We start from the raw sequence: 23,895 nt of genomic DNA on the forward strand, positions 1-23,895 counted from the left end.
TCACCTTGATAATCAGGCAGCCCGGATCATCCTTGAGCAAAAAGGCGCATCCGGGTGGATAAATGGCGATCGCACAACCTTCCTCAGTCGTTACCAGGTCAGTCACCGACCGGACGGTCTGATTACCCTCCCCGGCGGCACCGTGATCGCCATTGAGACCGAGCGTCGTCTGAAAACCAGAGCCCGTTATCAGTCGATCATCGCCAGTCATTTGCTTGCCCGAACCCGTAAAGACTGGATTTACGTTTTTTATATTGTGCCGGATCCGCAGAAAAAGCGCGGCCTTGAACGGCTCTTTGACAGCATCAGGCACGTCATCGTTAACCACCAGCACATCCCGCTGGAAACCCGCCACCGGAATGTCTTCCGCATCTACACGCTCGACGAGCTGCAACGGCTCGATGTAGACCACGGCATATAGTTCTTCTCTATCACTTACTGCCCCACCCACCCAACCAGCAGTGCAACTGCCTGAAATAATACCCCTCGAAATACTCCCCCACCATCAGAATAGACAGGACTCCAGAATGAACAGAGAAACTGACCGACTTTCGGACGTACTGACCGAAATGAGCGCAAAAGCGCTGGTGACATGGATGACGCATTCGGCATTACAGGACATACCGCGCGAAGCATTACTGGTTCGCGGCAACGATTTTGTGTATGCCCTGCACGCAAATTTTGTGCTACTGCGTGACGTTCTGTCAGAAACGCTGGAAGATATTGAGCAGCAGAGTCATGACCTCGAAGAAAGACTGGATAGCCTAGAACAGCGCCTTCAGATGCTTCAGAGAGATACTGATGATTTGTATTAGCTCAGACTTGGCCTGGCACAACTACGACACAGGGCAAAACCTAATCTGGCAGGCAGCTCTGTGCCAAAAGCGGAAATCGTTAACTCAACATATTTTCAAAATTAGGGCAGCTCACCAGAACAATAGAAAATCTCTCAAATCCCGTTATACACCGATGAATCAGGCAATCGTATACGCAAAAAATGGCGATAAAAAATGATTCTTAGGGCTAATTGCAGGGCTTTTGGCAGACCGCATACAAAAAAGAGCACAAAACGCAGTTGAAAAAAATATAAAGAATTATGTAAAACACTCATTATGCATTTCAACTTCACCCGCCACCCTTTTCGAACAGAGAGGGGAAATTATCTGTTGAGATTTTTCAAATACAGCAAGGATGTAATATGTACGATGACGAAACAATAGCTTTTGCGAAGAAGCAAGAGCAAAAACTGATTGATGCGCTGGGACATAGCCGTGAGCATACTGATGTCAGCTCTGAAGCCCGAAACAGAGATGATTACCAGCGAGACTATGCACGAATTCTTTACTCATCCTCATTCCGACGGCTTCAGGGGAAAATGCAGCTTTTTGAAGTAGATCCTGAGAAATTTAACCGAAACCGCTTAACCCACAGCCTTGAAGTCGCACAGATAGCACGCAGTATTGCATCAGATCTTAAATTGCAATTCCCCGTGGTTGTTGAGCTGGCAGCACTGGCCCATGATATTGGGAACCCTCCATTCGGGCACTCAGGGGAAAAAAAGCTTAACAACTTATCTGCTGAAATCGGCGGATATGAAGGAAATGCCCAAGCGCTTCGTATCTTGAGAAAACTCGAGAAAAAATATGCCCGCTGTGCAGGCTTAGACCTCACCTACCGCAGCTTATTGTCTGTCATCAAGTATCCAAATACAAAATCCACTTCAGATAAATTCATTTATGATGATGACTATGCCTTCTATACGCAGTTGCTGAAAGATAAGCAACTAGACATGAAGGCGGGTGAAAAAACCATTGATGCGCAGATTATGGATCTCGCCGATGAAATCGCCTATGCAGCGCATGACCTGGAAGATGCGTTGAGCAGGAACATGGTTACTATCGAAGATATTGAGTATGAATTTCTCAAATCACCAGACTACAACGTTGCTCTTAAGCACTTCAATGAGATTGTCAGTACGTCCAAGAAAACTGCATCTGAGGCAACATTACTGAAGTCATCAGAAGAATTTGCCATAATTTTTCGAAAAGAGCTGACGTCCAATATTGTTAACCGCTTGGTCATGGATATTGGCGTCGTTAAAAGTAAAAATGGTTATGATGAGCTTGGGTACAAAACTTTACAGGAACTTGCTGAAGGTCTCAAAAAGCTGCTCTTCAGGGTCATCATGCGCAAAAGGAACATACTGACTTACGAGTTTGAAGGAAATAAGATCATCAGTGATTTATATGCGTTTTATAATGCCAGTGACAACTATAAGTTTTTGTCACCTGAGCTCAAGTCTTCGTTATCTGAAACAGAGCCGAATGAGTTAAAAACCAAAAAAGCGCGGGCTGTGGTTGACTACATTTCAGGCATGATGGACACATTCGCCGTCAAGGAATGGGAAACTCATTGTAAGAAATAACACCAACGATAGACGTCTATACTGCATTAATTACTTTCAACTACAGTGCAGCGTTCTGTTTTAAAACCTTTTTGATAGCCTGCCGGAACAGCATCTTTTGCATCCTGGCAGGCTTTTCAATACGTTTGGTAACCGCTTATGTATTACCTCACGCTGATTTTCGGCCTAACAGTCACTAAGCCCGTAACATATGCTCTTAGTGAATGGCGGAGGATAATGGATAGTGCATTTAGTCAAAACGATCCGTCCTTCGGGGCAGTTTAAAAGGAGCGTCACAGATGAGAGTAATGACTGCTGTGTGCCAGGTGCGGAAGTATCTAACAACAGTTTGTGTGGAGCAACTGGGAGGGGTAAGAGGTGCATTTCAAAGGTGCTTTGATGTTTGTAGGTCATAACCCTTAATTTATGTTACTTCTTAGGGGCCAGTGTTTAATTATCTTGTTAATAACATAAGGGTTGAGTATGTCTACATTTAAATATATGAGCCATTATTACTTAACGACAGCATTTACTGGCGGGGGTATTTACTTATAACTGTTGCGGAGAAGTCAAGAAGTTAAAATATATTGGCCCCCGATATTCCTCTGGTACTAATGATGCCATGCTGTGTGCTCAATGTATTAAAAATGGCGATACTGTAGAGTCCGCCTTAGTCGGTTTTTTATTTAGATAGATCCTGAATTTTTTGATGATAACGTATCAAAAGAGATTTGTTACCGCACACCTGATTTCTTTACTTGGCAAGACCAGGAGTGGGCAACGCATTGTAATGATGCATGTGAATTTCATGGAGATGCTTCTGCTCAAGATATAAGTGTTGCAGGTGAGAGTACAATCCACATCTGGATGGAGAGATATGACCAGAACCGGAAAGACTGGGAGAGGTTTATTACTGGGTATGTACCCGGAGTTGATCAGGGTGTTATAAATTCATCTGTAAACATTGTAACGCTATCGTTATTAACTAGGATTTCTCATAGACCCTATCAAAGAAACAGTTAGTTGAATCACTACAACTCCAGTCGTGATCTTTTGAGTTTGAGGTAAATGTCAACTTCCGTTGATCGCTCAGGCTGTGTGAAAACTCCTGATCACTTTTTGGCCTTAGCGATGATTACATATGATCAACCATTCTTTATCAACCCATGCAACGAACTTACTTTCCCAATAAAATTATAAACATGCAAATGAACACTGCGGATACCAACATGGCTAATCATATTCAAGGACATGGCAGGCATCAGATAGCATTGCATCCCTGATGCCCTAGACGATTTTGTCACTGAAGATAACCCAGTCAGATTGGTTGATATATTGTTTGGCTACTTGGAACTATGAGTTTTCAAACTGCTTGTGCTCAAATCTGCCTGTCACACCTGCATAAAAAACAAGCTTAATGTAGGATGTTTCCCGTTTTCCAAGCAGCCCCTAATACCCGGCAAAGAAGTAATAAATTAGACGAAAGCGGCAGGTACAAATCCGTAGATGCTCCGGGCAATATTTTTAGCCAAATCCTTCCTGATATTATCCGTGTTGATGATTTTTTTATAAAGAATGACATGATGGTGATAAAAATCAGCCCCTGTTTTCTCTAAGAGTTCTTTGTAGTTCTCGAGTTCTTTTTTATGTACGGATGCAGTAGAACTACCGACATTTCTAATCTCAGCAGCCAGATCCAGCACGGGAATGCCATACTTACGAGCATACTCACGGAATTCATATTCATTATAACGCCATGAATTAACTTCCATATCAACTTCTGCGTGGTCAAAATATCCACTCCTGAGGGCAATTCCCGTAATAACCGCATCTGTTTCCGGCCTTTCCAACACTAAATCTTTTACGTGTTTGAGAGTCTGAATTTTTTTACCATACATCTTTCGTATCTCGGTGATCATTCTGATGGTATCAACCTGAGTCTCTAAATTTACATCTCTTTTTTTGGTGAAATCGATGTCCTCCTGAGTAGCCTCACGAACGGCTTCTGGCACCTCATCAAACAGCTTCGGGTTATCAAAGTTGGCTGGCGAGCAATAATTTTTGTCCTTAACCAGACTTATCCCGGCTTTGTAATAGCACTGCGCTACCAACCGTGAACAGAATTGACGCTCACTTAAAGGGAGTCTGAATGGAATGACCACGGCCGCAGCTTCAACCGTTGAGTACACTGATAAAACTAACGATCTGGCATGACTATTAATAGCGGTTATTTGACGTTGTTTTAATCTTTTCCTGAGCCTTAGCACTTTAACCTGCGACCTTTTATCAAAAAGAATTCGTTGCGGATTTTTTGAGTATACGCCCCCGCTATCAGAATGAATGAGCGTGTCGTTAATCCACAGCATGGCATGTGAAAACCGGCTGAAAGTGGAAATTTTGACCAGCGTCCCTACGAATGATTTACCACCGGTGAGAATGATATCCCCCACCTCTAATTTCTCATGGTCAACTAAATACATATTTTTTGTTATACCTGTGTATAAAAAACAAGAACTACGCCTGCGTGCGTGGTCCGCATTGAAAAATCTTTAACGGGAAAGGAAAATAAGGTTCCGCACCTGAAAGAACAGCCCGAATGCGCTGCATATCTTCGCCCTTTTTTCCTTGAAATGTCCTGTGTATCTGACATCGTTATCTAGGATAAATAAGTATTCCGTTAACCGCAATCACACCGCTAAACGGCAGCTGAGCGGCAAGTGATCATCTGCCACACAATGTCTGACGGGTTCTGTTCATTTCTGACTTATCACTCCTTCGCCACCCGCACTATATCGCGCCCAAGTGTTCTCCAGCGCTCCGGACAGCCTCACCGTTCCGGATACTTACTGTACAAGCTTCAGGCGTGTGTTTATCTGCCTTCATTACGGGGTATAGGTCGGGTAAGGTGACGCTCAGTAAGCTTCCAGATACTGTTGCAGCCAGACAACCTTACGTCCGGACACCGGTGTTGCCTGCATATACTCCGGATCCCAGACGGCCCTCCGAGACAGGGGCTCATAGAGTTGCGCCGGCAGAATACAGCCGAGCAGGCAGAACCTAAGTTTCCGCGCAGCCAGTGCAGTGAAAAAGCGGAACAGGCGTTTGAGATTGCGCCTGCATAGCTCTTAGTTCTAGCACTGAAACTCCCCGGTTGCGAATCGACTGAAGCTTACGCCATTCACCGCATCGCGGCACTTCAGAACAAACCCGGGTTTCCACGCTTTCACCGGTACCGTAAGATCATAATCTTGGCCAAAATAAATTGCTATCGTACTGTCCAGCTCGTGTACGTTGATATCTTTCATACTAAGGCCATCGGGTTAGCAACAATGATGAGATAAAGTTTACGGTTTCAGTATTCAAATTTGAACGTCTTGCGAAACTTATAACAGCTGATATTCTACCAGTCGGTTGATTCATCGTGATGTAAGCGTGCACAAAACTTTCAAGGTTCGCTCCTCGCTCTTAGCAGACCCCCAGCTCCAGGAGGATGTCCGTTTCGTGCCAGGAGCGGACTGAGTACATGAACGTTTGCAAAAAAAGTTGTAACAAAAATATTATGTAAATGTATGATATCTGCATCTGTATTTTAATGTTACATACTTCTCTTATAACAGCCATAATACTTACCATAATTAAGGAATATAAATATGCGAGGACTCGGAAGGGAACCATCTGTTACCACTCGTTTCACAAATCAGTTCAAACGAGCATGCGAAGAGAATGAATTGACGGATGTAACTTTTGAATTGGCTGGGCAGGATAACAAGGCTAATGCGGATGCAATATTCAGTGTTTTAGATAACTTTCTATTAATTGAATTTAAATCTTACGAAAAAGCAATCAAGAGTGAGCAAGATAAAGATCGAGTTTATGGCCTGTGTCACAAGCTTTTAGAAAATGAAAGAATGACTAACTCTCATCGGAATTGTCATTTCATCATGTGGGGCGTAAGCGAGAACAAGAGATTAGAAACAAGGTATACTATTTATCAAGATAGCGTTTGTAGAAAGAGCATTCTTGTAAAATCGAATTTATTAGATGAGCCTAAGGAACCAACGGTGTTGCAGGGGGAAGATCTTGCAACTGAAATCTCTAAATCAGCAGTGGGACTGAGTCTTGAAGAATTCCTTATTTATTTGAAATGGCTATTCAGTTCAGAAAGATCTTCAGAAGAAACATACGATGGGACTATATCATTAATTGCAACATCATCATCAAAATATATTGATGGGTTAGAGTTTGATTCTTTTAATGAATTTGAGTCTTGGGCAAGGCCGGCAGTAATGCATTTGCTCTCAAAAAAACACAATCGTAAGAGTAAAAAAAGTCCTGGTATTTAATTACAGTGGCTTTCTTCTATGATTTATATTTATAGGCATATTTTAGTGTGGATATTTATAACAAGTCTTTTGATTAGCAATCTACGTGCGCTTTTCGCTCACTATGGACCTTGCCGGGCATGAACTTCTTCTGTGTCCAGGTATGGGAATGGGCCATTCCATTGACCTGATCATTTAGCACTGTAGGATTGATAATTATCTTTCTGATTCACCACTAACAAGGAAAAGGCATGTTCGGATTCTTTAGAAAGAAAAGAGCTGAAACTGAGCCCAGGCAAGATTCCTCAATCACGGCAAAACAGTTTATTGCGCTGACGCTGAGTGATGAAAAGCTGTCTATGCCCGTCTATCTTCCAGGGATCCTTAACGAGGATGATTGTGAGGATATTGGGCCTGGTCCTCTCATTTATATCTGGAATGTGGATCGTGTTGCTGGCACATTCAGCCTCTCTGTTAACGGTAAAGCGATTGGCTACCTCCTTGAACCATTCGTGCCCCGAGATAACCCTGCGTATGTTGAAATCCGTGATGAGGCAATGAAGGTTATCGCTGAAGCATCTACTCAGTCCGTGCTGACCACCATAGAGAAAACTGGCCTCATGCCCGATATTTTGTTTGCTTACCACGCTGAGGATGCACAACAGAAACCAAGCTGACAGTCAGGCAGAGTTTGAGATTACGCTAGGGAGACTAAGTTAGTCAGTCCTATCATCACAACGCTAAATAAGTGTCAAGAAACGCTTTTGATTGCCGAAATATACAGTTAGCGTTGTTCCTGAAAATAAACAAAATGGATTGATCCATTTGAAGAAACTCTTACTTCTTGTTCCGTTGGTGTTTGTTGCGCCGGTACATGCTTCTGAAGCCACCCTAGGTCAGGTTTGCAAGGCAGCTTCTGCTGCGATGTTTGGCCGTGACCATAAGCTCATGCAGTTGGATAAAGCCGAATCAGGTATTGCCTACGTACATTATATCCGACAGAACGATGGCACCCGTTGGGCAATCAAGTGCAAGCTTATAGGTGATCAAGTTATGTGGGCATCTGACAATCCTGACAGCACCGGTCGCTGGCGGGATGATCCTGCAGACAGTACGGTCAAATATGCTATTGATGGTAAAAAAATAATTATAACCGAGCTCTACAGTGACGGTTCCAGTACCACTAACTCTTATCCATTGAAGCAGTTAAAGTGACGATGACGTATACTCCGTTGATTACGACACCTAAAGGTTCGTCATGTAGTTGTTGGAGTTGCGAACTTCCGCTCCTCGCTCTCAGCAGACCTTCAGGGTCACGTGTTTGTCTGCTGTGTGCCAGCAGCGGACGTTGCTAACCATAGAAAGCATTCAGCAAAATTAGTGGGTTTGCATGAAAGCATTGGGTTTTATGAAACCTTGGTGATATTGTATAGCTTATTTATATAAATATATAAAATTAAACTAACAGTCCAAAAAACTGACCACAACTAATGAATTAAAAAGGATTATTAGCTATGATTGATCCGCTTATTAGAAACTTACAGAGTGATATTGCACTGCTTCAGCTTTATATCGAGCAACGCAAAAAGGCTGGTTTTCACGACATGGAAAGAATGATTGAGTCATTGACCATCTTTATGTTTCGTGCATTGCAACTGGGGGAACTGGAAAACATGAATCAGATTAAAGTTAATTTCCCCGCCATTGATTTAGCTGATAACCAAAAAATGATAGCAGTTCAGGTTACTACGAATGCAAGCCCGGCAAAAATAGATAAAACTATCACGGCCTTTGAAAAAAAGAATGAATTAGGAGCGAGCCTAAAAGACAAATACTCTGTTTTATATATTTTTGGCTTTTGTAAAGTATCAAAACACACGATTCCAAATTATTGTAAAATAATTGACCCCGGTTTTTTTATAAATGAACTTTGCGATAAAGCAGATGAAGATATGATTCAGGATATGCTTGATGCCATTCGACGTCATCAGGATTATACTTCATTACACCCTTGGAGTGATAAAGATTCACTTGAAATTATACTCAACATTATCAATCGCAATGCAATTAAACATCAGATGGACCAGGAAGGCAACCTATCTGACATGCTTACCGGCTTAAAAGAAATTAATGAAGTAATAACAAAAGGAACAATCCAACGTAAGCAACGTTCAAAATCGATATCTGACTTCAAAGATCAAAGCATGATTAAATTCCTGAGAGATGTAATGGATGATCTGTCTGTTATTCAAGCTATAGTGAACAAATCAAAAGATAAACAATATGAATCTGTTTATATTAGCCATGAAGATATGATTAGAATCAATAAGTTAAAAGCTAAAATAGCAAATAACTCATCCGAGATTGCAAGTCTGAACAACATTAATTTAAAAATAAGAATTGTGAATTTATAAGTGACAGCCTAGCGCAAACCAATAATAACCAGCAGTAGTGAACTTGCTGTACTGAGAATAAACTGTAACGAATCTTCCGGGGAACTGGAGTGTTCTGATGTACGACAGAGCCCTGTGCCTTTTGCATTAAAAAAATTAAAGGACTGAACATGGCGACCACAGTAATAGCTGCCTTTAACGAATTTATGAAAGATACCGTGAATCTCAAAAAGGCAGATACAGATGACGCGCGTGCAAGTCGCGACTGGCTTATCGGTAAGATGAATGATTTTGAGAAAGACGATAAATTTCCGGTGAGTTATCCAGCGATCCATATTGCCTTTGGATCTTTTGCCAGAAGAACCAAAATCCGTCCTCTAGACGATATCGATCTGATGTTCGGCTTATCCGCGCAGAGTGCCACCTATAACGTTCTGAGTGACCGGATCTCCCTGACCTCTTCCGGCGAGGGGTCGCGCCTGCATGGGTATCGGCATTCGGGAGCTGACACTATCTGCTCCGTCAGGATTCTGAATGCCTTTAAAAACCGCCTGCAGGACATTGCCCAGTACGCTCAGGCTGATATCAGACGTAACCAGGAAGCCGTCACGCTGAAACTGGTTAGCAAGGACTGGAATTTTGATATCGTACCCTGCTTTATCACCAGCGAAGATGTCTTTGGAAGGACTTACTACCTGATCCCCGACGGCAACGGTCACTGGAAGTTTACCGCCCCCCGCAAAGACAGGGACAGAGTCATAACTATCAATGTCCAGAATGACGGCAATGTGCTCAATGTCATTAGAGCAGTCAAGTACTGGCAGCGGCGACCGACGATGCCTTCCATGAGTTCCTACCTGCTGGAGACGCTGATTCTGGACTATTACGCCGGCAGGACATCCTGCTCATCGTTTGTCGATATGGAGCTGGAAGCGCTTCTCCGCCATCTTGGTCTGTTCGTGCAGTTCTCCGTCAACGATCCCAAAGGCATACAGGGAGATATCAACTTTCTTTCAGCCGAGGCTCGTAAGGCGATATCGGACAGATGTTATCTCGATGCGCAGAAGGCATCGGAGGCGAGATGGTTTGAAGATAATAAAGAGTATGGAAAATCCATCAATAAATGGCGCGATGTGTTCGGGCCGTCCTTTCCTGTTTACGGGTGAACCATGAATGCCATTTATACGAACCAGTCGACCAGAGAAAACCTGGATTTACTGTATGCGCAGGCCCGTATCTACGACAGGGTAAAAAACTGGAACAGGCTGAATTTTCTCTTCAGCATCATCGTGCCACTCCTGCTTTCGCTCTTTACCGTATGCAACCGGAGCCGGGGATTTGTCGATTCAGATCTGCTGTCTTCGCTGTTGGGGTTGTATGGACTCCTGGTGCTTACCTTTAACATTGCCATCAGCGGACACATCTCGGCACTGCGCAGGAAGGCAGCCTCAATCCAGGAAATGTACGACTGCCGGGTACTTGGCATCCGGCGCAATGAACTGAAGGTGGAGGAGATCTCACGTGATGAGATCATCCGGGCAGCTGCATATTTCAGAGACAGTCCGGAAAAAGCACGAAAGCGATTTGGCGAAGAGGGTTGGTACGTCAGTAAGGTGTATGACGCGCCGCAGGCCGTAATGGCGCTCCTGTGCCACGGAAAAAACCTCGGCTGGGACAAATCGCTCAGGGAGGTGCTGCACGTGTTTTATCTTTCGGCTTTCATTGTCTCGCCTGTCGCGATGCTTGTTTACGGCATCGCCATGAAATCTGGGCTGAATGAGATCCTGTTCTATGTGGTGTTCACTTTGCCGATTATCCGCTATTTTTTGCTTCAATTTCTGGATAATCGCAGCAGTATGAAAAGAAGCAAGAAGCTGAAAAAGTACGTTGAGAAGGAATTATCCGGCATCAGGGTGTCCGGAAGGGCGGAAGAAGAGCAACTGGGTTATACCCTCCGGAATATCCAGGATGAAATTTTCTCCTACCGAGCCTCATGCCCACCCGTTCCTAACGGTATTCAGCTGATAATGAAGCCAAAAAATGAGCGAATTTATGTTGATTACTTTGAAACGAATCTGAAGGAGATGCACCTGCAAGACTGATTTTCTCTAGCTCCGCTGTATGCTTTATCTATGCCGGAGCCACATCGCGATAAACCATTTATGTTGTCTGACTGTCTGCGCAGTAAGGGAGTTTGAGCGGGTGCCGGGCCTGATGCTGGAAGACTGGGTTAAATAACCAGGATTTCACTGAGGTAAGGATGGTCCGCTTGGCCAATAGCAGACATTGGTTGTTTCCGTGACCTGCTCCCTGATAATTCACACAGAATGCTGTTAGCAATGTCCGTTGATCGCTCTTAACTGACTGCCATATATGGTTGTTTGCTGTACGAGAAAGCCAAACGGCGATATGAGCTAATGCAGTTAACGACATGGAGTAATTACACATCAATCCCTCCTCGGGGTTGTCTTAATTCCACTGCAGGAACATGACTGTTCGGTGCTCGCCCTGCCTGCGCTCCGCCTCACTCATGTTCCTACAGCGTTAAAGTTTTAAAAGCCCCGTACACGCAAAGCCCATTCCTTTGCAGTGCATTCCCACTCAAAGCTTATCCATTAAATAACGATGCGCTTTCGATGCTGCACTAGCGGCCTTGAAAATATAGCGTTTGTCGTTCTTCAGTTCTTTCAGCCAGGAAGCGATATAGCTTTCATGCTGAACCTCTCCAGTAATCCCCAAATCTGCCGTCAGGAACGCGCTTCCCAACTCGGCGATCAACTCTTCAAACGCATACCCCTCACTGCCAAACTTCCCTTTCATTTCACGATTCAGGCGACTTTTTCCCCCGCTCCAGTGAATTAGCTCATGCAGGCCCGTAGCGTAGAAATTGGCGGCATCGCTAAAAAGACGACGGTCCGGTAAATGGATTTCGTCGGTTGATGGTGTGAAAAAGGCGTTCTGTCCCTTCTCAATGATGGTCGCACCACTGTTACGGAAAAGCGCTTCCGCCTGCGGTATCGGCTCAAAGGCCTCTGCCGGGAAAACTGCTTTGTCACTCAGAGGCAACCCATCAATTTGCTCAACATTAAACACGGTGAACGTCTTCAGCATCGGGATATAGTCAGTTTCTCCGTCGTCATTTTCCTTTTCCAGTGTGGTATAGAAAATGGCGGTACTGCCGTGTTCTCCCTTACGTACCTGACCGCCTTCCGCTTTTGCCTGTTTGTAGGTCATCCACCGCGAATCATTGAATCCCTGCTCTGACGCACTGATCCACAACAACATGATATTCATTCCACTGTATGCCAGTAAGCGTAAAGCCACTGCCGCCTGTGATTCTGGTTCCGGGATCGCTAGCTTAGAGCTCCGTCTAATTTAGAAGGAGCTCTGTTCATGGAAAATGCTGCCAACTGGCGGACTGAATCGCGTACCGTCTATTCCAATGACTTCAAACTTCGGATGGTTGAACTGGCCTCACGACCAGATGCCAACGTCGCACAACTGGCGAGGGAGCATGGCGTTGATAATAATCTCATTTTTAAGTGGCTACGCCTCTGGCAGAGAGAGGGGCGAATCTCTCGTCGAATGCCTGCTACTATCGTGGGGCAGGCGGTACCACAATCTCTTCCGGCTTCTCCGACGCTGTTGTCCGTCGACGTTATCAACGACCCGTTACCCGCTGCAGAGAATGACACTCTGTGTACGTTCTCATCCGCTCACGCCAGCGCGACTTCCTGTCATGTTGAGTTCCGCCACGGCAAAATGACGCTGGAAAACCCGTCATCAGAGTTGCTGACCGTGCTGATCCGCGAGTTGACCGGGAGGACACAATGATATCCCTCCCGTCAGGCACCCGCATCTGGCTGGTTGCCGGCGTCACAGACATGCGTAAATCGTTCAATGGCCTGGGCGAGCTGGTACAGCATGCTCTTGATGAGAACCCGTTCTCCGGCCATCTGTTTATCTTCCGTGGCCGCAAGGGGGATACCGTAAAAATCCTCTGGGCCGATGCGGATGGCCTGTGCCTGTTTACCAAACGTCTGGAAGAAGGCCAGTTCATCTGGCCTGCTGTACGCGATGGTAAAATCGCCATCACCCGCTCACAGCTCGCCATGCTCCTCGATAAGCTGGACTGGCGTCAGCCCAAAACAGCTCGCCTTAACTCTCTGACAATGTTGTAAAAAACGTATAACCGCATTATAAATGGCGTCATGAGTCAGGATTATCTCGCCCGTATCGCCGCGCTGGAAGACGCGCTCCGCCAGAAAGACAGCCAGCTCAGTCTCGTTGCTGAGACTGAGTCGTTCCTGCGTTCGGCGCTGGCCCGCGCAGAAGAGAAAATAGAAAACGAAGAGCGTGAAATAGAGCATCTGCGGGCACAGATAGAAAAACTGCGGCGAATGCTGTTCGGTACCCGCTCAGAAAAACTTCGCCAACAGGTTGAAGAAGCCGAAGCCCTGCTGAAACAGCAGGAGCAGCAAAGCGATCGCTACAACGGACGGGATGACGATCCACAGGTACCCCGCCAGTTGCGCCATCGTCGTCCGTTACCGGAACACCTTCCCCGCGAGATACACCGGCTGGAGCCAGCAGAAACCTGCTGTCCGGAATGCGGCAACGGTATGGAGTACCTCAGCGAAGTCAGCGCGGAGCAACTGGAACTGGTCTCCAGCGCACTGAAAGTGATCCGCACGGTCAGAGTGAAAAAGGCCTGCGTCAGATGCGACTGTATCGTTGAAGCCCCTGCGCCATCACGTCCCATCGACCGGGGTATCGCCGGACCGGGTCTGCTGGCCCGCGTATTAACGAGCAAGTACTGTGAACATACTCCACTGTATCGCCAGACTGAAATCCTGGCGCGTCAGGGTGTGGACCTGAGTCGTGCGCTGCTCTCCAACTGGGTGGATGCCTGCTGCCGGTTAATGGCCCCGCTGGATGAAGCCCTTTACCAATACGTGATGGACTGCCGCAAACTGCACACTGATGACACCCCTGTTCCGGTGCTGGCACCGGGCAGAAAGAAGACGAAAACCGGGCGGATCTGGACGTATGTTCGCGATGACCGGAGCGCTGGCTCGTCTGACCCGCCAGCGGCGTGGTTCGCCTTCTCGCCAGACAGGCAGGGGAAACATCCTCAGCAGCATCTTCGCCACTATCATGGTGTGCTGCAGGCGGACGCCTTCGCAGGTTATGATCGGTTGTTCAGTCCGGAACGTGAAGGAGGGCCGCTGACAGAAGCCGCATGCTGGGCCCATGCTCGCAGAAAAATCCATGACGTCTATATAAGCACGCAAACAGCGACAGCAGAGGAAGCCCTGAAACGTATCGGAGCTGTACGCGATAGAAGAAGAAATACGCGGTCTCACGGCATCTCAGCGGCTGGCAGCCAGGCGGTTCCGAAGTAAGCCATTGCTGACATCGCTGCATGACTGGTTGGTGGAGAAAAGCGCCACTCTGTCGAAAAAATCCCGGTTGGGCGAGGCGTTCGCTTATACCCTGAACCAGTGGGATGCCCTGTGCTACTACTGCGATGACGGTCTTGCTGAAGCTGATAACAATGCCGCAGAACGCGCGCTACGAGCCGTCTGTCTTGGCAAAAAAAATTATATCTTCTTCGGAAGCGATCACGGAGGTGAGCGTGGTGCACTGCTGTACGGACTGATCGGTACGTGCAGGCTCAATGGCATCGATCCGGAGGCTTACCTTCGCCATATCCTGAGCGTACTGCCGGAGTGGCCCAGCAACAAAGTGGCCGAACTGCTGCCATGGAACGTGGATCTCACCAATAAATAGCCGTCAATACGGCACTCACTGATCGCTTACATCCAATAAAATTGCTCTTATCTATTAATTATCAATATTTTTAAGAGCTGAATGTGGCGGATACCGTCAGCTCCTAACTCATCAGGGACAACCATACTCAAATTTCCCACATTGCAGGAGATTTGAGTATGAACACGTTACCGTGGAACAAAGACCGTATCATCGGCCAAAAAAGACCACTTCAGATATCTCATATCTGGGGGATTCGAATCAGGCTTGAACTGGAAGGTAAAACGCGCAATTTGGCTCTGTTCAATATGGCCTTGAACAGTAAGCTACGAGGCTGTGATCTGGTAAAAATCAAAGTATCTGATGTTGCATATGGTAGCTCTGTTTCAAGCAGAGCTACGGTGCTACAACAGAAAACAGGCAGCCCTGTCCAATTTGAGATAACCAAAGGGACAAGAGAAGCTGTTACTGCATTGATAAAGCTTGGCAATTTACACAGTAAAGACTTCTTGTTCAGATCTCGGGTCGGTACTAACCAGCACATATCAACCCGGCAATACAACCGAATTTTTAATGAGTGGGTAGCAAAACTTGGTCTTGAAGATTCGATTTACAGCACACATTCCATGAGAAGAACAAAACCTTACCTGATCTACAAGAAAACTAAGAATCTCCGGGTGATCCAACTTCTGTCAGGCCATAAGAAACTGGAAAGCACAGTCCGTTATCTGGGCATTGAAGGCGATGATGCGTTAGAGATCTCTGAATCGATTGAAGTCTAGGGTTGTCAGGACTGCAACAGCAGCCCTGTGCTAGGCGCAGACGTTAACGACCAAGCATTGGCGGCAATTGCGCTGTGCAATTGCCGTTCGAGTGCAACTCCGTTCTATGTGATTACTGCATTGATTCGTTTGTATCTTTGGGTAAAGGCTTCTCTGCCACCTTCCATCACTCGGCATATCTCATCGCGTATGGAAGGTTCTTGAAGACCCCCTTGCGTCACAATTCTGGTTTGACCAGACCGAATATCAAGGGCAATGACGTTTTCCGCGTCACCATTCACGACGATGTTAGCGTTGTGCGTGACCACTAAAACCTGTCGTTTTTGTTTGATCTCACGCAATTGCGTCACGATCAGATCATAGATCAAGTGGTTATCAAGATCATCCTCAGGCTGATCAAGTACAAGAGGCTCATTGCCATATGAAAGGATAAATGCAAGGAGAGCCGCCGTTTTTTGACCCGGAGATCCTTGCTCTACGGGTTTGAAACTCTCGCCGTTCTTAAGGCTATATCTGATATCCAGAGAATCACCTGGAAACCAGCATTGAATTCGATCTATCTGTTCCGGAGTTAGCCCCTGAATGTGGGATACAAAACGTCGATCTTTGCAGGAATCCACCGCTATAGTATCGTTTTCATGGATTGCAAGTAGCGATGATTTTAATTTCTCAATTTTATCATCCATAGTTTTGGATTGGTCTTGCGTTAAATAAGCCAGCAAGCCCTCATCCCCGTCAACAACCCCAATGTCGCGGTCAAATCCGCCACTACTGCGGCCGATCAGGTTACGGAATTCTTCCTCAACCGTAAGCTTGTTTCCAAACGGAATGACACTGATCTGTACATATGAATTGCCGACTAGGGTATCCTTGAGAAAGTCCTCACGAAGCTTGGTTATCAATGCTCGATGCTCATGGAGCTTGACCAGGTATTCTTCCGCGCTTTTCTGATGCTGCGTAAGAGCTTCTCTTTTTTTGTCGAATCCCTTGAGCTTATCTTCGAAATCTTGTCGCTGCTTAACCAGAACACCATATGCAGATGGATCACCTGCATCTGCTGCGCTGAGTTGACCGAGGAGGCCGGTGTATTCCTGGCTCGCCGCTGTAATTCTTTTCGATATTCCCAAGTCTGACCGCGCTTGATTCCATGAGTTCTTCACATCATCAATCCGCTGCGCGATCGAGTTCATATCTATCTGAAGCTTCTCAAACGTCGCACGGATGCCCTTGACAGTATCGAAGAGTTCTTTGTCATCCGTATTTCCAATGTCGAAATATTGTAAATCCAATTCTGCTGGCAGTAGGCTTCTAGAAATATCTCGGACCTGTTCGGCGGAACCCTCCCAAGTTGTTACCCAGGAGTCCATAGCCTTACTTTGGTTCTGTCTGAGTTGGTAAGCCTTAAGGACATCCGCGTGGCCCGCCTTTTCAAAAACATCGAGTTTGCGTTTGACGTCTTCAAGCTGACCTTTAGTTACCGACTCCTCCTGAAGCCCGGCCTGAACTTCACGCTCCTGGGCGCGAAGCGAGAGATATTTGGAAACCAATTCGTCCAACTTAAGCTGCCAATCACGATGATTGACCACCGGAGCATCATCGACAACCTGTAAGAGTGCTTGGGGATGCTTTGCCAATTCGAATATCTGTTTCTGGCTGTAAATCCTGACAGGAAATCGTTGTGCTATGTCTCCCTCGGAAGCACACCAGACTCCGGGAGCGGTCTCTTCCTCGATGTCGTATATGTCGTCGGTATTAGACCAGGTGATTCGAAAACGGCCACCGTCTTTTCGAAAGCCTACAGTAATTTTCGTGGAATCTTTTAACAGCCCTTCATCTTGGCGGTCTTTCGAAGTTTGACTATATTTGGTAAATTCCTTCTCAAGGCTCTTGGGGATTTCTCCCTTCCGTTTAAGAGCAATCCGCAGGAATTCCAACGAAGTCGATTTCCCAGTGCCTCGTCCACCAATGATAGTGTTGAGCCAGGGGTTCAATTGACAAGATAAAGATTGCCCTCGCCCTAAGTACTTCGCATCATCAACCACGATACTTTCGATGGCGAGTTGTCCATGGATATTGGGGTCACCAGTGAAGTTGTCCGACCGCTTCAGTGAAAGAACCCCATCAATGAGCGCCAGCCGTAATCCGTCATAAGATGGCTCCGACATTTTTACCCAAGTGAAATGGCTACCTGGGTAGCGTTGATTTCCGGTACCGGACGGATGATGGGAATCGGTTCCAATAACCTCTGCCCAATTCAAATTCTTGCCAATGTAGAGCTGCGGTTTTGGTTTAGCAAGGTCCGTTACTTCCATAGCAAAAACACATTTGTTGTCAAGCACCTGCTCTAGTGTGTTGCCCGTACAGACCGTAAAAAGTCCGCTAGCCTGATCTACATGAGCAGGTATTGCAAGCCCTCCTGACCTAGCAATTTCGTCGATCACCTCAACTGCCGAGCATTCAGAGCAGCCGTCGCTCTTTCCTTTGGTGGCGCGATACCTGACCGCACCAAGCAGTGAGTCGATATCAGAGGTTGTCTTGTCTTCTCCGAAAATGGCCAGAATATGGATATTCCCCTGAACAGTAAGCTCAACGCCTGGGAATAAGTAGAGTGGTCGATAATCCTCGTGACTCTCAGATGCCAGTTCCTTGAGTGCGTGCTTGAGCGGATCAATCCAGGCGCCTGAATTATGGTCCGTTACAGCAACACAATCGATGCCTTGTCGCATGTAGTTGAGCAGCCAATCCTTATGAGTGATCTGCATATACTGTGCCTGATTAGGGCCTTTTCCATAATCGTCCGATGCCGGAGTGTGATTATGGAAGTCGAATTTCCACCACCGAGAACCAATCCAGTTCATTTGTACCGTTCCTGTTCTTCTTATTAGTGCGGCTGCGCGAGGTCGCTAACTTTGCAAACTAGATTACCTTGTAAGGTTGGAAAGTCCAACTTCCGCTCCTCGCTCAAGGCAGACCTTCAGCGTCACGTGCTTTTTTGCTATGTGCCACATTCAGGCTTTGGGGCTACTATCGTTTTTGCTCTGATAGTATTTAATTCGGCCTAAAAACTTTTCCAAACCTGACCATTCGACATTATTCTTTCGGTTTTCCGGTTTCTTGAAGAACGCATGAAAATCTTTTCGTTCTTTTTCCGACATTTGTGGCATAACTTCCTGTAACAGTGGTGGAATTCTCCAGCCCTGGATTCTCATTTTGTCCCCTCGTATGCCATCATTAAGTTCCAGGAACATCTTGTAGGTCACCACCAATTTCTCTCCTGGTGGGAGCAACCATTCTAGCGCTTCAAATCGAATCCCGTTGTCCGGCACAATAGACTTGTTATGGATTATGCAGTGCCGAATTTTGCGTAAGTCCCCCATTAAAGGGCATTCAATATACTGAGCATCTAAGCCAGTAACTTTAGCGAGTCGGTGGCGATAAACCTCATCCCACAGAGAGTACATGATACTTAGCAAGGATTTTGCTAACTCGTTAGAGAAATAGCCATCTTTCTTGCATTTCTCAATACACTCCACCGTGTCTATTCTTGCGTGCATCTTTGGATTTTTTGCTACATCCGACCCGATCCAGATACGGTGCCCCTTTTCAAAGGAGTGTTTTGCTAGTTCTTCCCCCTGTTGCGCGATGCCCTCAGTCGCGAACGAAAAACAGACGACATACTCATCAAACGTATTGATGATGTCGTCCATCACCGCCAACACGGCCTCGTCATTTTTTTTTTTATGTTCCACTTACTACATCCTTATTTTGAGTTACAGGGGTGAGTTTGGAGATCCGACTTTATTGTACTTTAAGCCTGATTTTTGAACAGGCTTGCCTATAGCCATATGGCGCACTCGCGTCCTATACACCGTTTTCCGTGGATTTTGTTTAGTCGGATATGGATCAACTACAATTACCGTTTTACGCTGATGACAATGGAGGTCGCAGTCATGCTGGATAGGGTTGTTTTGTTTAATTTAGCAGAATGTGCCAGCCGCTATCATTTTGACGTCCGCTCCTCGCTCAAAGCTGTCTGTCGATGTCTTATGTACAGTAACAGCGTGACAGGCATTTTTGTGCCAATAGCAAAAGTTGCAAAAAGCCATATAAGGCTAACCAGCCGTGGAGATCATGTAAGTCTCCCTGTTTTAATTTTAGACAATTCTTGATATTTCCGTTTTCAGCCATCGACCGGTATTCTTCCGACGTCAGATGATTCAGGGATTAATGAGGTCGCTCGCTGTTATATTCCATCAGCCAGCAGTCTTTAACCTACACAAGGTGTTTGAAGGAGAGCTGAAGTTACTATGATTGATAAAGGTGAGATACAGGATTTAAGAAAAAAGTAAAAATCCGCCTTCATAGAAGGCGGCTTTGATTTCGCCCCATAGGGGCGCTCTAAGTTCGGACTCTTAGAGCCCTCTCTTCACACTTCCTGTAACGACAGTTGATTATCGTCATGTTCATGTTTTTCCTGGTACTTTACGTACTTACGGATCATTTCTGCATTCACACCTACGGTGTCTACACAATATCCTTTAGCCCAGAAGTGGTTTCCCCAAAGCTTGTGCTTCCTGAGATAAGGGAATTTATTAAACAATCTGATTGCGGTTCTACCTTTGAGATGTCCCATTACGTTTGAGACTGATACCATGGGCGGGATCCTCACTAGCAGGTGAACATGATCTACCTGCACATTTAGCTCAACTATTTGTATTTTAAGCTGCTCGCTTAAAATACAAATTTGTCGATACACTTCTTTTCCTACATTTCCTTTCAGGATCCTGAAACGGCATTTAGGCGTCCAGACGATATGATATTGACAATGCCATAGCACGTGGGAAGCTCTCTGAAACCTACTCATGTTTAATTTCCTTATCAGTTGTGGGGACAACAGAAAGGATTCTGACATGGGTAGGTTTTTACAGGCGGAGCCATAACCAAGTCGATGACCACGTCCATAGGACGTGGTTTTAAGTTAGGAATAATAAAAGCCAGAATGAAAAATTATTCTGGCTTTTTAATTATTCAACCAGCAAGTTTTCGATAAACTCAATACTGCCTGTTATCACCTTCAACTGGTCACCAAATGTGTCATTGAAAACTGTTCTGCTCTCCGATTCAGGAATGTTATTGAACTCTTCTTCCGACATGTATTCTGTATTAATTGCGACAAAGAATGGATTAATAGGTTTTAACTTATGGGTATCTGGTAGCTTCAGAATCCCCATTAGTTCACTTCTTGACTTGATCTCATGATCTCTAACGCGTCTATAATTAACTTCATCTTTAACCTTGAGAAATACAAGTATTGCAACTCCAATTTGATTCTCCCATCTTAATCTTTCAGGTGCTGCTGCAAGAACAAGTATTTGTAGGGCATAGCATCTTTCATAATCACGCAGTGAACACCCATTTCCTTTGATAAGTGTTTTAAGACAGTCAAATGCCATTTTCTGTTCGTTATTTTCATTATCTAATGCTGCCTGGATTTTATCTGCGTAGATGTCAATAACGTGATTATTTTGCGACTGTCGATTATAAGTAGGCAAGTTAAACCAGAAATGGATGAACTTATTTAGGTATGTATTTACGTCAATATCACCGTAAGTTTTCTTTATTATACTTAAGTGTTGCTTCTTATTCGTTGCAAGAATGAAGAATATGTTCTTACTGTTAAATATATGCTTTACACGTTCAAGTAGCTCAAGGGAGTAATTAGGTCTCGCCCTATCAAGTTCATCAATAATGAAAATTAATTTTTTATCCTCCGCAATTTCAGAGAGTACTGTTTTGAAATGTTCAATAGTTTTCTCTTCTTGCTCAGCTCCTTTAAGTTTTTCTTCAATATAGGTTTCTATCGGATTTGAAATTGCATCTGAGACACTCTCGCTAATATCTTCAATGTCCGAACCTTTAACCAAGCCTAAAGTAAGGGCTCCAATTCCAATTTTTGCGGCAGCTTTGAGTACTACACCGCCAACTTTTTTTGTTGCTTCAAGATATCTTTCTTTTAGATCGTTATCTTCAACTAAGGCATATAACTTAGCTGATAGGGCAACAAAGGGGTCACTCTGGAAATCGTTTTGAAATGCGTCGAAGTAAACCACTTTGAATTCATCATTCTTAATTATCTCCCCTTCCCACATTTTTAAGAATGTAGTTTTCCCACTCCCCCAATTATCGTCCAGAGCGATGACAAGGCTTTCATCTTCTGATTTCCTTATAATATTTTCAAGTTTTTCACTTAGAGGTTTTCGATTAAATATATCATTTGTCCTGCTAAAACCTTCACTATAATCAACCAAAGGCATCGTTAATTTCATTGGGACCTCCTAATTAATAATTGTGCCACACCTTGTCCTATTAAGCAGATGCTTCCGTTCTTGCTAATATAACCTACAACTTTTCTTTATTGAGATCGTTTAAAGAGTTGTTGGCCGGTTATCTAAATAATAAAACATCAAACTACGAGTTTCACACAACTTGCCATTAACCCGGCCATACCCATAGATGATCTTGAAAGCATCTTCTATGTATACAAACTTATCGACTGTGAGTTCTTCATGTTGTGAGTAGGCTTTAACAATCAAGTAGAAGGTTGTAGTTTTTGAACATTCTGAAACAACCATCATTATCAGGTTTGTATGATGAGAACAACCACACTTTTTGGCAGTATTGCTGCTCCACATTGAAACACACAGGATGATGTTAGTAATGTCCGCTTCACGCCCTGAGACATTCGACAAGCTTTTTATGGCTTCAGTAAGGGCGAGTGTCGCGCTTCGAGAGCCATCAAATACTTCGCTTCATCGTACTGGGTTCTGGTCTTCCAGCAGCGGTAAATGATCCTTATCCATTTGAATGCCAGAGCCCGGATGGCGGATTGATGAGATGTTCCCTTTTCTCGCTGCCCCTGATAATACAATTTGGCCCAGTATGATGAGTTAATCGTCTTGGCAGCCCATTCAACAAAGGTCTGCCTGACGAACTTGGCACACTGCCATCGCCAGTGAACCCAGAATTTCTGGCCACTTCGTTCTGTCACCGGTGCAATACCTGCGTAGTTTTGAATTTCTTCAGCGCTGTTAAACCGGTCACGGTTATCACCAAGTGCAGCAAGCATCCGTGGGCCCATACACGGCCCCATGCCCGGAAGTGATTTGAAAAGCCCCGCATCTGGCAATATGTCAAACAGCGCTTCGATTCGTTCGTCATAGGTTTTGATGATTTCACTCACGACTTTAATTTGTGTCGCCAGTGCGGTTGCCATCAAAGCATTAGCCTCTATAACACTCGGGTCTGTCGTCAATGGGATCGCATTATCAATACTCGCAACACGTTGCTCGGTAAGGGCCATTGCGCGGTCACCTCTGGCATTCAGAAAATTTCGGATCGTGTCGCGCCTGGCTCGTTTCAGTTGTTGCAGACTGGGCCACCGGATAATCAGTTCACACAACAGTAAGCTACCCCGATGTGAGAACCACTCCAGTGGCTGAGGATAATACTGTTTAAGCGTGTTGATTCTCCGGTTCACAAAGCGTCGTTTATCTTCAACCAACTGACGACGTTGCTCAACCAGTTGCTGAAGTAAGCGAATATCCGCATTGTCGGGTTCAATAGCTTTTATCTTTTGGGGATAACGCAGCATTAACTCAAATGCCAGCTCTGCATCCTGCGGGTCATCTTTAGCGCCGCTGGGCGAGAAGGCTCGCCGGTAACGAGCCAGGGACAAAGCGTGGACGGGGAAGACGGTGATAAAGGGATATTTTTGAAGAGCATATACCACGGGGCCCTTCTTCAGCTCGAGAGCTATGGCGATTCTGCCTTTTACTTTCTGGTGTAACTCAGTAAGCCAGGCATCAAGCGCTTCTGCTGTATGTTCAATCACATCGAATACGCGTTCACCGTTTTTAAACTGAACACAGACATCGTGTTTTTTATCCGCCCAGTCCAGACCAACATGAGCAGCAAACTGATCTATCGCAGTCATAACCAACTCCTCTTACCGGGGATTGGTATGCATTCCACGCTCTTCGAAAGAAATATAGCCAGCAGTTTATCTGCATGCCCTGAGTATTCGTTAGCGAACGTGGAGCACCTACTGGCTCGAAAGAAAAGCGGCGATCATCGCATGATTCTCGCTCAATATTCGTAACCAGTAAGCGCATACCCTGAATCACTTCAAAGTGTAATTCTCAGGGTGCGAATGACTATACCTC

Annotated in this window: 19 protein-coding genes and 2 pseudogenes; 14 read left to right on the plus strand and 7 right to left on the minus strand. The window is 45.3% G+C overall.

Features of this window, described 5'->3' with window-relative positions:
• The 4 genes from mobC to H0248_RS22535 all read left to right on the plus strand — a co-directional run.
• On the plus strand, nt 1-421 hold a 421-nt coding region (gene mobC / locus H0248_RS20720; RefSeq protein WP_308415677.1), incomplete at its 5' end, for a MobC family replication-relaxation protein.
• 106 nt (nt 422-527) lie between these two features.
• On the plus strand, nt 528-815 hold the full coding sequence (locus tag H0248_RS20725) for a hypothetical protein (RefSeq protein WP_180787316.1): 288 nt from the start codon (nt 528-530) through the stop codon (nt 813-815).
• A 383-nt stretch (nt 816-1,198) separates the two neighbouring features.
• A complete protein-coding gene (locus H0248_RS20730; protein WP_180787317.1) occupies nt 1,199-2,425 on the plus strand; it encodes a deoxyguanosinetriphosphate triphosphohydrolase family protein in 1,227 nt (408 codons plus the stop codon).
• Nucleotides 2,426-3,094: 669 nt separating this feature from the next.
• Entirely contained in the window at nt 3,095-3,427 is a 333-nt protein-coding gene (locus tag H0248_RS22535; protein WP_180787339.1) for a CbrC family protein, read from the plus strand.
• Between the two features lie 452 nt (nt 3,428-3,879).
• Here H0248_RS22535 and H0248_RS20740 read toward each other — a convergent pair whose 3' ends face one another.
• The gene (locus H0248_RS20740; RefSeq protein ID WP_180787318.1) at nt 3,880-4,884 is read right to left on the minus strand and encodes a YiiX/YebB-like N1pC/P60 family cysteine hydrolase; all 1,005 of its coding nucleotides are present in this window, start codon (nt 4,882-4,884) and stop codon (nt 3,880-3,882) included.
• Nucleotides 4,885-6,054: 1,170 nt separating this feature from the next.
• Between H0248_RS20740 and H0248_RS20745 the strand changes: the two genes are divergently transcribed.
• The 6 genes from H0248_RS20745 (at nt 6,055) to H0248_RS20770 (ending at nt 11,221) form a co-directional block, all read left to right on the plus strand.
• Nucleotides 6,055-6,747 (plus strand): hypothetical protein, encoded by a 693-nt coding sequence (locus tag H0248_RS20745; protein ID WP_180787319.1) that lies wholly within the window; start codon nt 6,055-6,057, stop codon nt 6,745-6,747.
• A 230-nt stretch (nt 6,748-6,977) separates the two neighbouring features.
• A complete protein-coding gene (locus H0248_RS20750) occupies nt 6,978-7,403 on the plus strand; it encodes a hypothetical protein (protein ID WP_180787320.1) in 426 nt (141 codons plus the stop codon).
• A gap of 148 nt (nt 7,404-7,551) precedes the next feature.
• Entirely contained in the window at nt 7,552-7,941 is a 390-nt protein-coding gene (locus tag H0248_RS20755; RefSeq protein ID WP_180787340.1) for a hypothetical protein, read from the plus strand.
• 299 nt (nt 7,942-8,240) lie between these two features.
• Nucleotides 8,241-9,140 (plus strand): SMEK domain-containing protein, encoded by a 900-nt coding sequence (locus tag H0248_RS20760; RefSeq protein WP_180787321.1) that lies wholly within the window; start codon nt 8,241-8,243, stop codon nt 9,138-9,140.
• Nucleotides 9,141-9,289: 149 nt separating this feature from the next.
• Nucleotides 9,290-10,285: a nucleotidyltransferase gene (locus tag H0248_RS20765; RefSeq protein ID WP_180787322.1), complete on the plus strand. Its 996-nt coding sequence runs from the start codon at nt 9,290-9,292 to the stop codon at nt 10,283-10,285.
• Nucleotides 10,286-10,288: 3 nt separating this feature from the next.
• A complete protein-coding gene (locus H0248_RS20770) occupies nt 10,289-11,221 on the plus strand; it encodes an S-4TM family putative pore-forming effector (protein WP_180787323.1) in 933 nt (310 codons plus the stop codon).
• Between the two features lie 499 nt (nt 11,222-11,720).
• On the opposite strand, the pseudogene H0248_RS20775 reads toward H0248_RS20770, so the two are convergent.
• Nucleotides 11,721-12,428 (minus strand): annotated as a pseudogene (locus H0248_RS20775) (ArdC family protein); the annotation flags it as partial.
• Between the two features lie 84 nt (nt 12,429-12,512).
• On the opposite strand from H0248_RS20775, the gene H0248_RS20780 reads away from it, so the two are divergent.
• The 4 genes and pseudogenes from H0248_RS20780 to H0248_RS20795 all read left to right on the plus strand — a co-directional run bounded on the left by H0248_RS20780 (nt 12,513) and on the right by H0248_RS20795 (nt 15,673).
• Nucleotides 12,513-12,953, plus strand: a complete 441-nt coding sequence (locus H0248_RS20780) for a transposase (RefSeq protein WP_180787324.1) — start codon at nt 12,513-12,515, stop codon at nt 12,951-12,953.
• Nucleotides 12,950-13,300, plus strand: a complete 351-nt coding sequence (gene tnpB / locus H0248_RS20785; protein WP_063308583.1) for an IS66 family insertion sequence element accessory protein TnpB — start codon at nt 12,950-12,952, stop codon at nt 13,298-13,300. Before H0248_RS20780 ends, tnpB begins: the two co-directional genes overlap by 4 nt.
• Nucleotides 13,301-13,330: 30 nt before the next feature.
• A pseudogene (tnpC, locus tag H0248_RS20790) lies at nt 13,331-14,912 on the plus strand (IS66 family transposase).
• 158 nt (nt 14,913-15,070) lie between these two features.
• Nucleotides 15,071-15,673: a tyrosine-type recombinase/integrase gene (locus H0248_RS20795; protein WP_180787325.1), complete on the plus strand. Its 603-nt coding sequence runs from the start codon at nt 15,071-15,073 to the stop codon at nt 15,671-15,673.
• A gap of 104 nt (nt 15,674-15,777) precedes the next feature.
• Here the strand turns inward: H0248_RS20795 and H0248_RS20800 are convergent, their stop codons facing one another.
• The 5 genes from H0248_RS20800 to H0248_RS20820 all read right to left on the minus strand — a co-directional run bounded on the left by H0248_RS20800 (nt 15,778) and on the right by H0248_RS20820 (nt 23,666).
• A complete protein-coding gene (locus H0248_RS20800) occupies nt 15,778-18,531 on the minus strand; it encodes a TrlF family AAA-like ATPase (protein WP_180787326.1) in 2,754 nt (917 codons plus the stop codon).
• Nucleotides 18,532-18,681: 150 nt separating this feature from the next.
• The gene (locus H0248_RS20805; RefSeq protein ID WP_180787327.1) at nt 18,682-19,422 is read right to left on the minus strand and encodes a hypothetical protein; all 741 of its coding nucleotides are present in this window, start codon (nt 19,420-19,422) and stop codon (nt 18,682-18,684) included.
• A gap of 677 nt (nt 19,423-20,099) precedes the next feature.
• Nucleotides 20,100-20,537 carry an IS200/IS605 family transposase gene (gene tnpA / locus H0248_RS20810; RefSeq protein WP_180787328.1) on the minus strand — a complete coding sequence of 146 codons (438 nt, stop codon included), beginning with the start codon at nt 20,535-20,537 and terminating at the stop codon, nt 20,100-20,102.
• A 160-nt stretch (nt 20,538-20,697) separates the two neighbouring features.
• Entirely contained in the window at nt 20,698-21,999 is a 1,302-nt protein-coding gene (locus tag H0248_RS20815) for a KAP family P-loop NTPase fold protein (protein WP_180787329.1), read from the minus strand.
• A gap of 428 nt (nt 22,000-22,427) precedes the next feature.
• A complete protein-coding gene (locus H0248_RS20820; RefSeq protein WP_180787330.1) occupies nt 22,428-23,666 on the minus strand; it encodes an IS110 family transposase in 1,239 nt (412 codons plus the stop codon).
• Nucleotides 23,667-23,895 lie beyond the last annotated feature (229 nt).

The sequence above is a fragment of the Pectobacterium brasiliense genome (genome assembly GCF_013449685.1).
GTDB lineage: Bacteria > Pseudomonadota > Gammaproteobacteria > Enterobacterales > Enterobacteriaceae > Pectobacterium > Pectobacterium brasiliense_A.

Coding starts and splice junctions, on each gene's coding strand:
- H0248_RS20725 (WP_180787316.1), top strand. CDS start 528: ATGAACAGAGAAACTGACCGACTTTCGGACGTACTGACCGAAATGAGC.
- H0248_RS20730 (WP_180787317.1), top strand. CDS start 1,199: ATGTACGATGACGAAACAATAGCTTTTGCGAAGAAGCAAGAGCAAAAA.
- H0248_RS20740 (WP_180787318.1), bottom strand. CDS start 4,884: ATGTATTTAGTTGACCATGAGAAATTAGAGGTGGGGGATATCATTCTC.
- H0248_RS20745 (WP_180787319.1), top strand. CDS start 6,055: ATGCGAGGACTCGGAAGGGAACCATCTGTTACCACTCGTTTCACAAAT.
- H0248_RS20750 (WP_180787320.1), top strand. CDS start 6,978: ATGTTCGGATTCTTTAGAAAGAAAAGAGCTGAAACTGAGCCCAGGCAA.
- H0248_RS20760 (WP_180787321.1), top strand. CDS start 8,241: ATGATTGATCCGCTTATTAGAAACTTACAGAGTGATATTGCACTGCTT.
- H0248_RS20765 (WP_180787322.1), top strand. CDS start 9,290: ATGGCGACCACAGTAATAGCTGCCTTTAACGAATTTATGAAAGATACC.
- H0248_RS20770 (WP_180787323.1), top strand. CDS start 10,289: ATGAATGCCATTTATACGAACCAGTCGACCAGAGAAAACCTGGATTTA.
- H0248_RS20780 (WP_180787324.1), top strand. CDS start 12,513: ATGGAAAATGCTGCCAACTGGCGGACTGAATCGCGTACCGTCTATTCC.
- tnpB (WP_063308583.1), top strand. CDS start 12,950: ATGATATCCCTCCCGTCAGGCACCCGCATCTGGCTGGTTGCCGGCGTC.
- H0248_RS20795 (WP_180787325.1), top strand. CDS start 15,071: ATGAACACGTTACCGTGGAACAAAGACCGTATCATCGGCCAAAAAAGA.
- H0248_RS20800 (WP_180787326.1), bottom strand. CDS start 18,531: ATGAACTGGATTGGTTCTCGGTGGTGGAAATTCGACTTCCATAATCAC.
- tnpA (WP_180787328.1), bottom strand. CDS start 20,537: ATGAGTAGGTTTCAGAGAGCTTCCCACGTGCTATGGCATTGTCAATAT.
- H0248_RS20815 (WP_180787329.1), bottom strand. CDS start 21,999: ATGAAATTAACGATGCCTTTGGTTGATTATAGTGAAGGTTTTAGCAGG.
- H0248_RS20820 (WP_180787330.1), bottom strand. CDS start 23,666: ATGACTGCGATAGATCAGTTTGCTGCTCATGTTGGTCTGGACTGGGCG.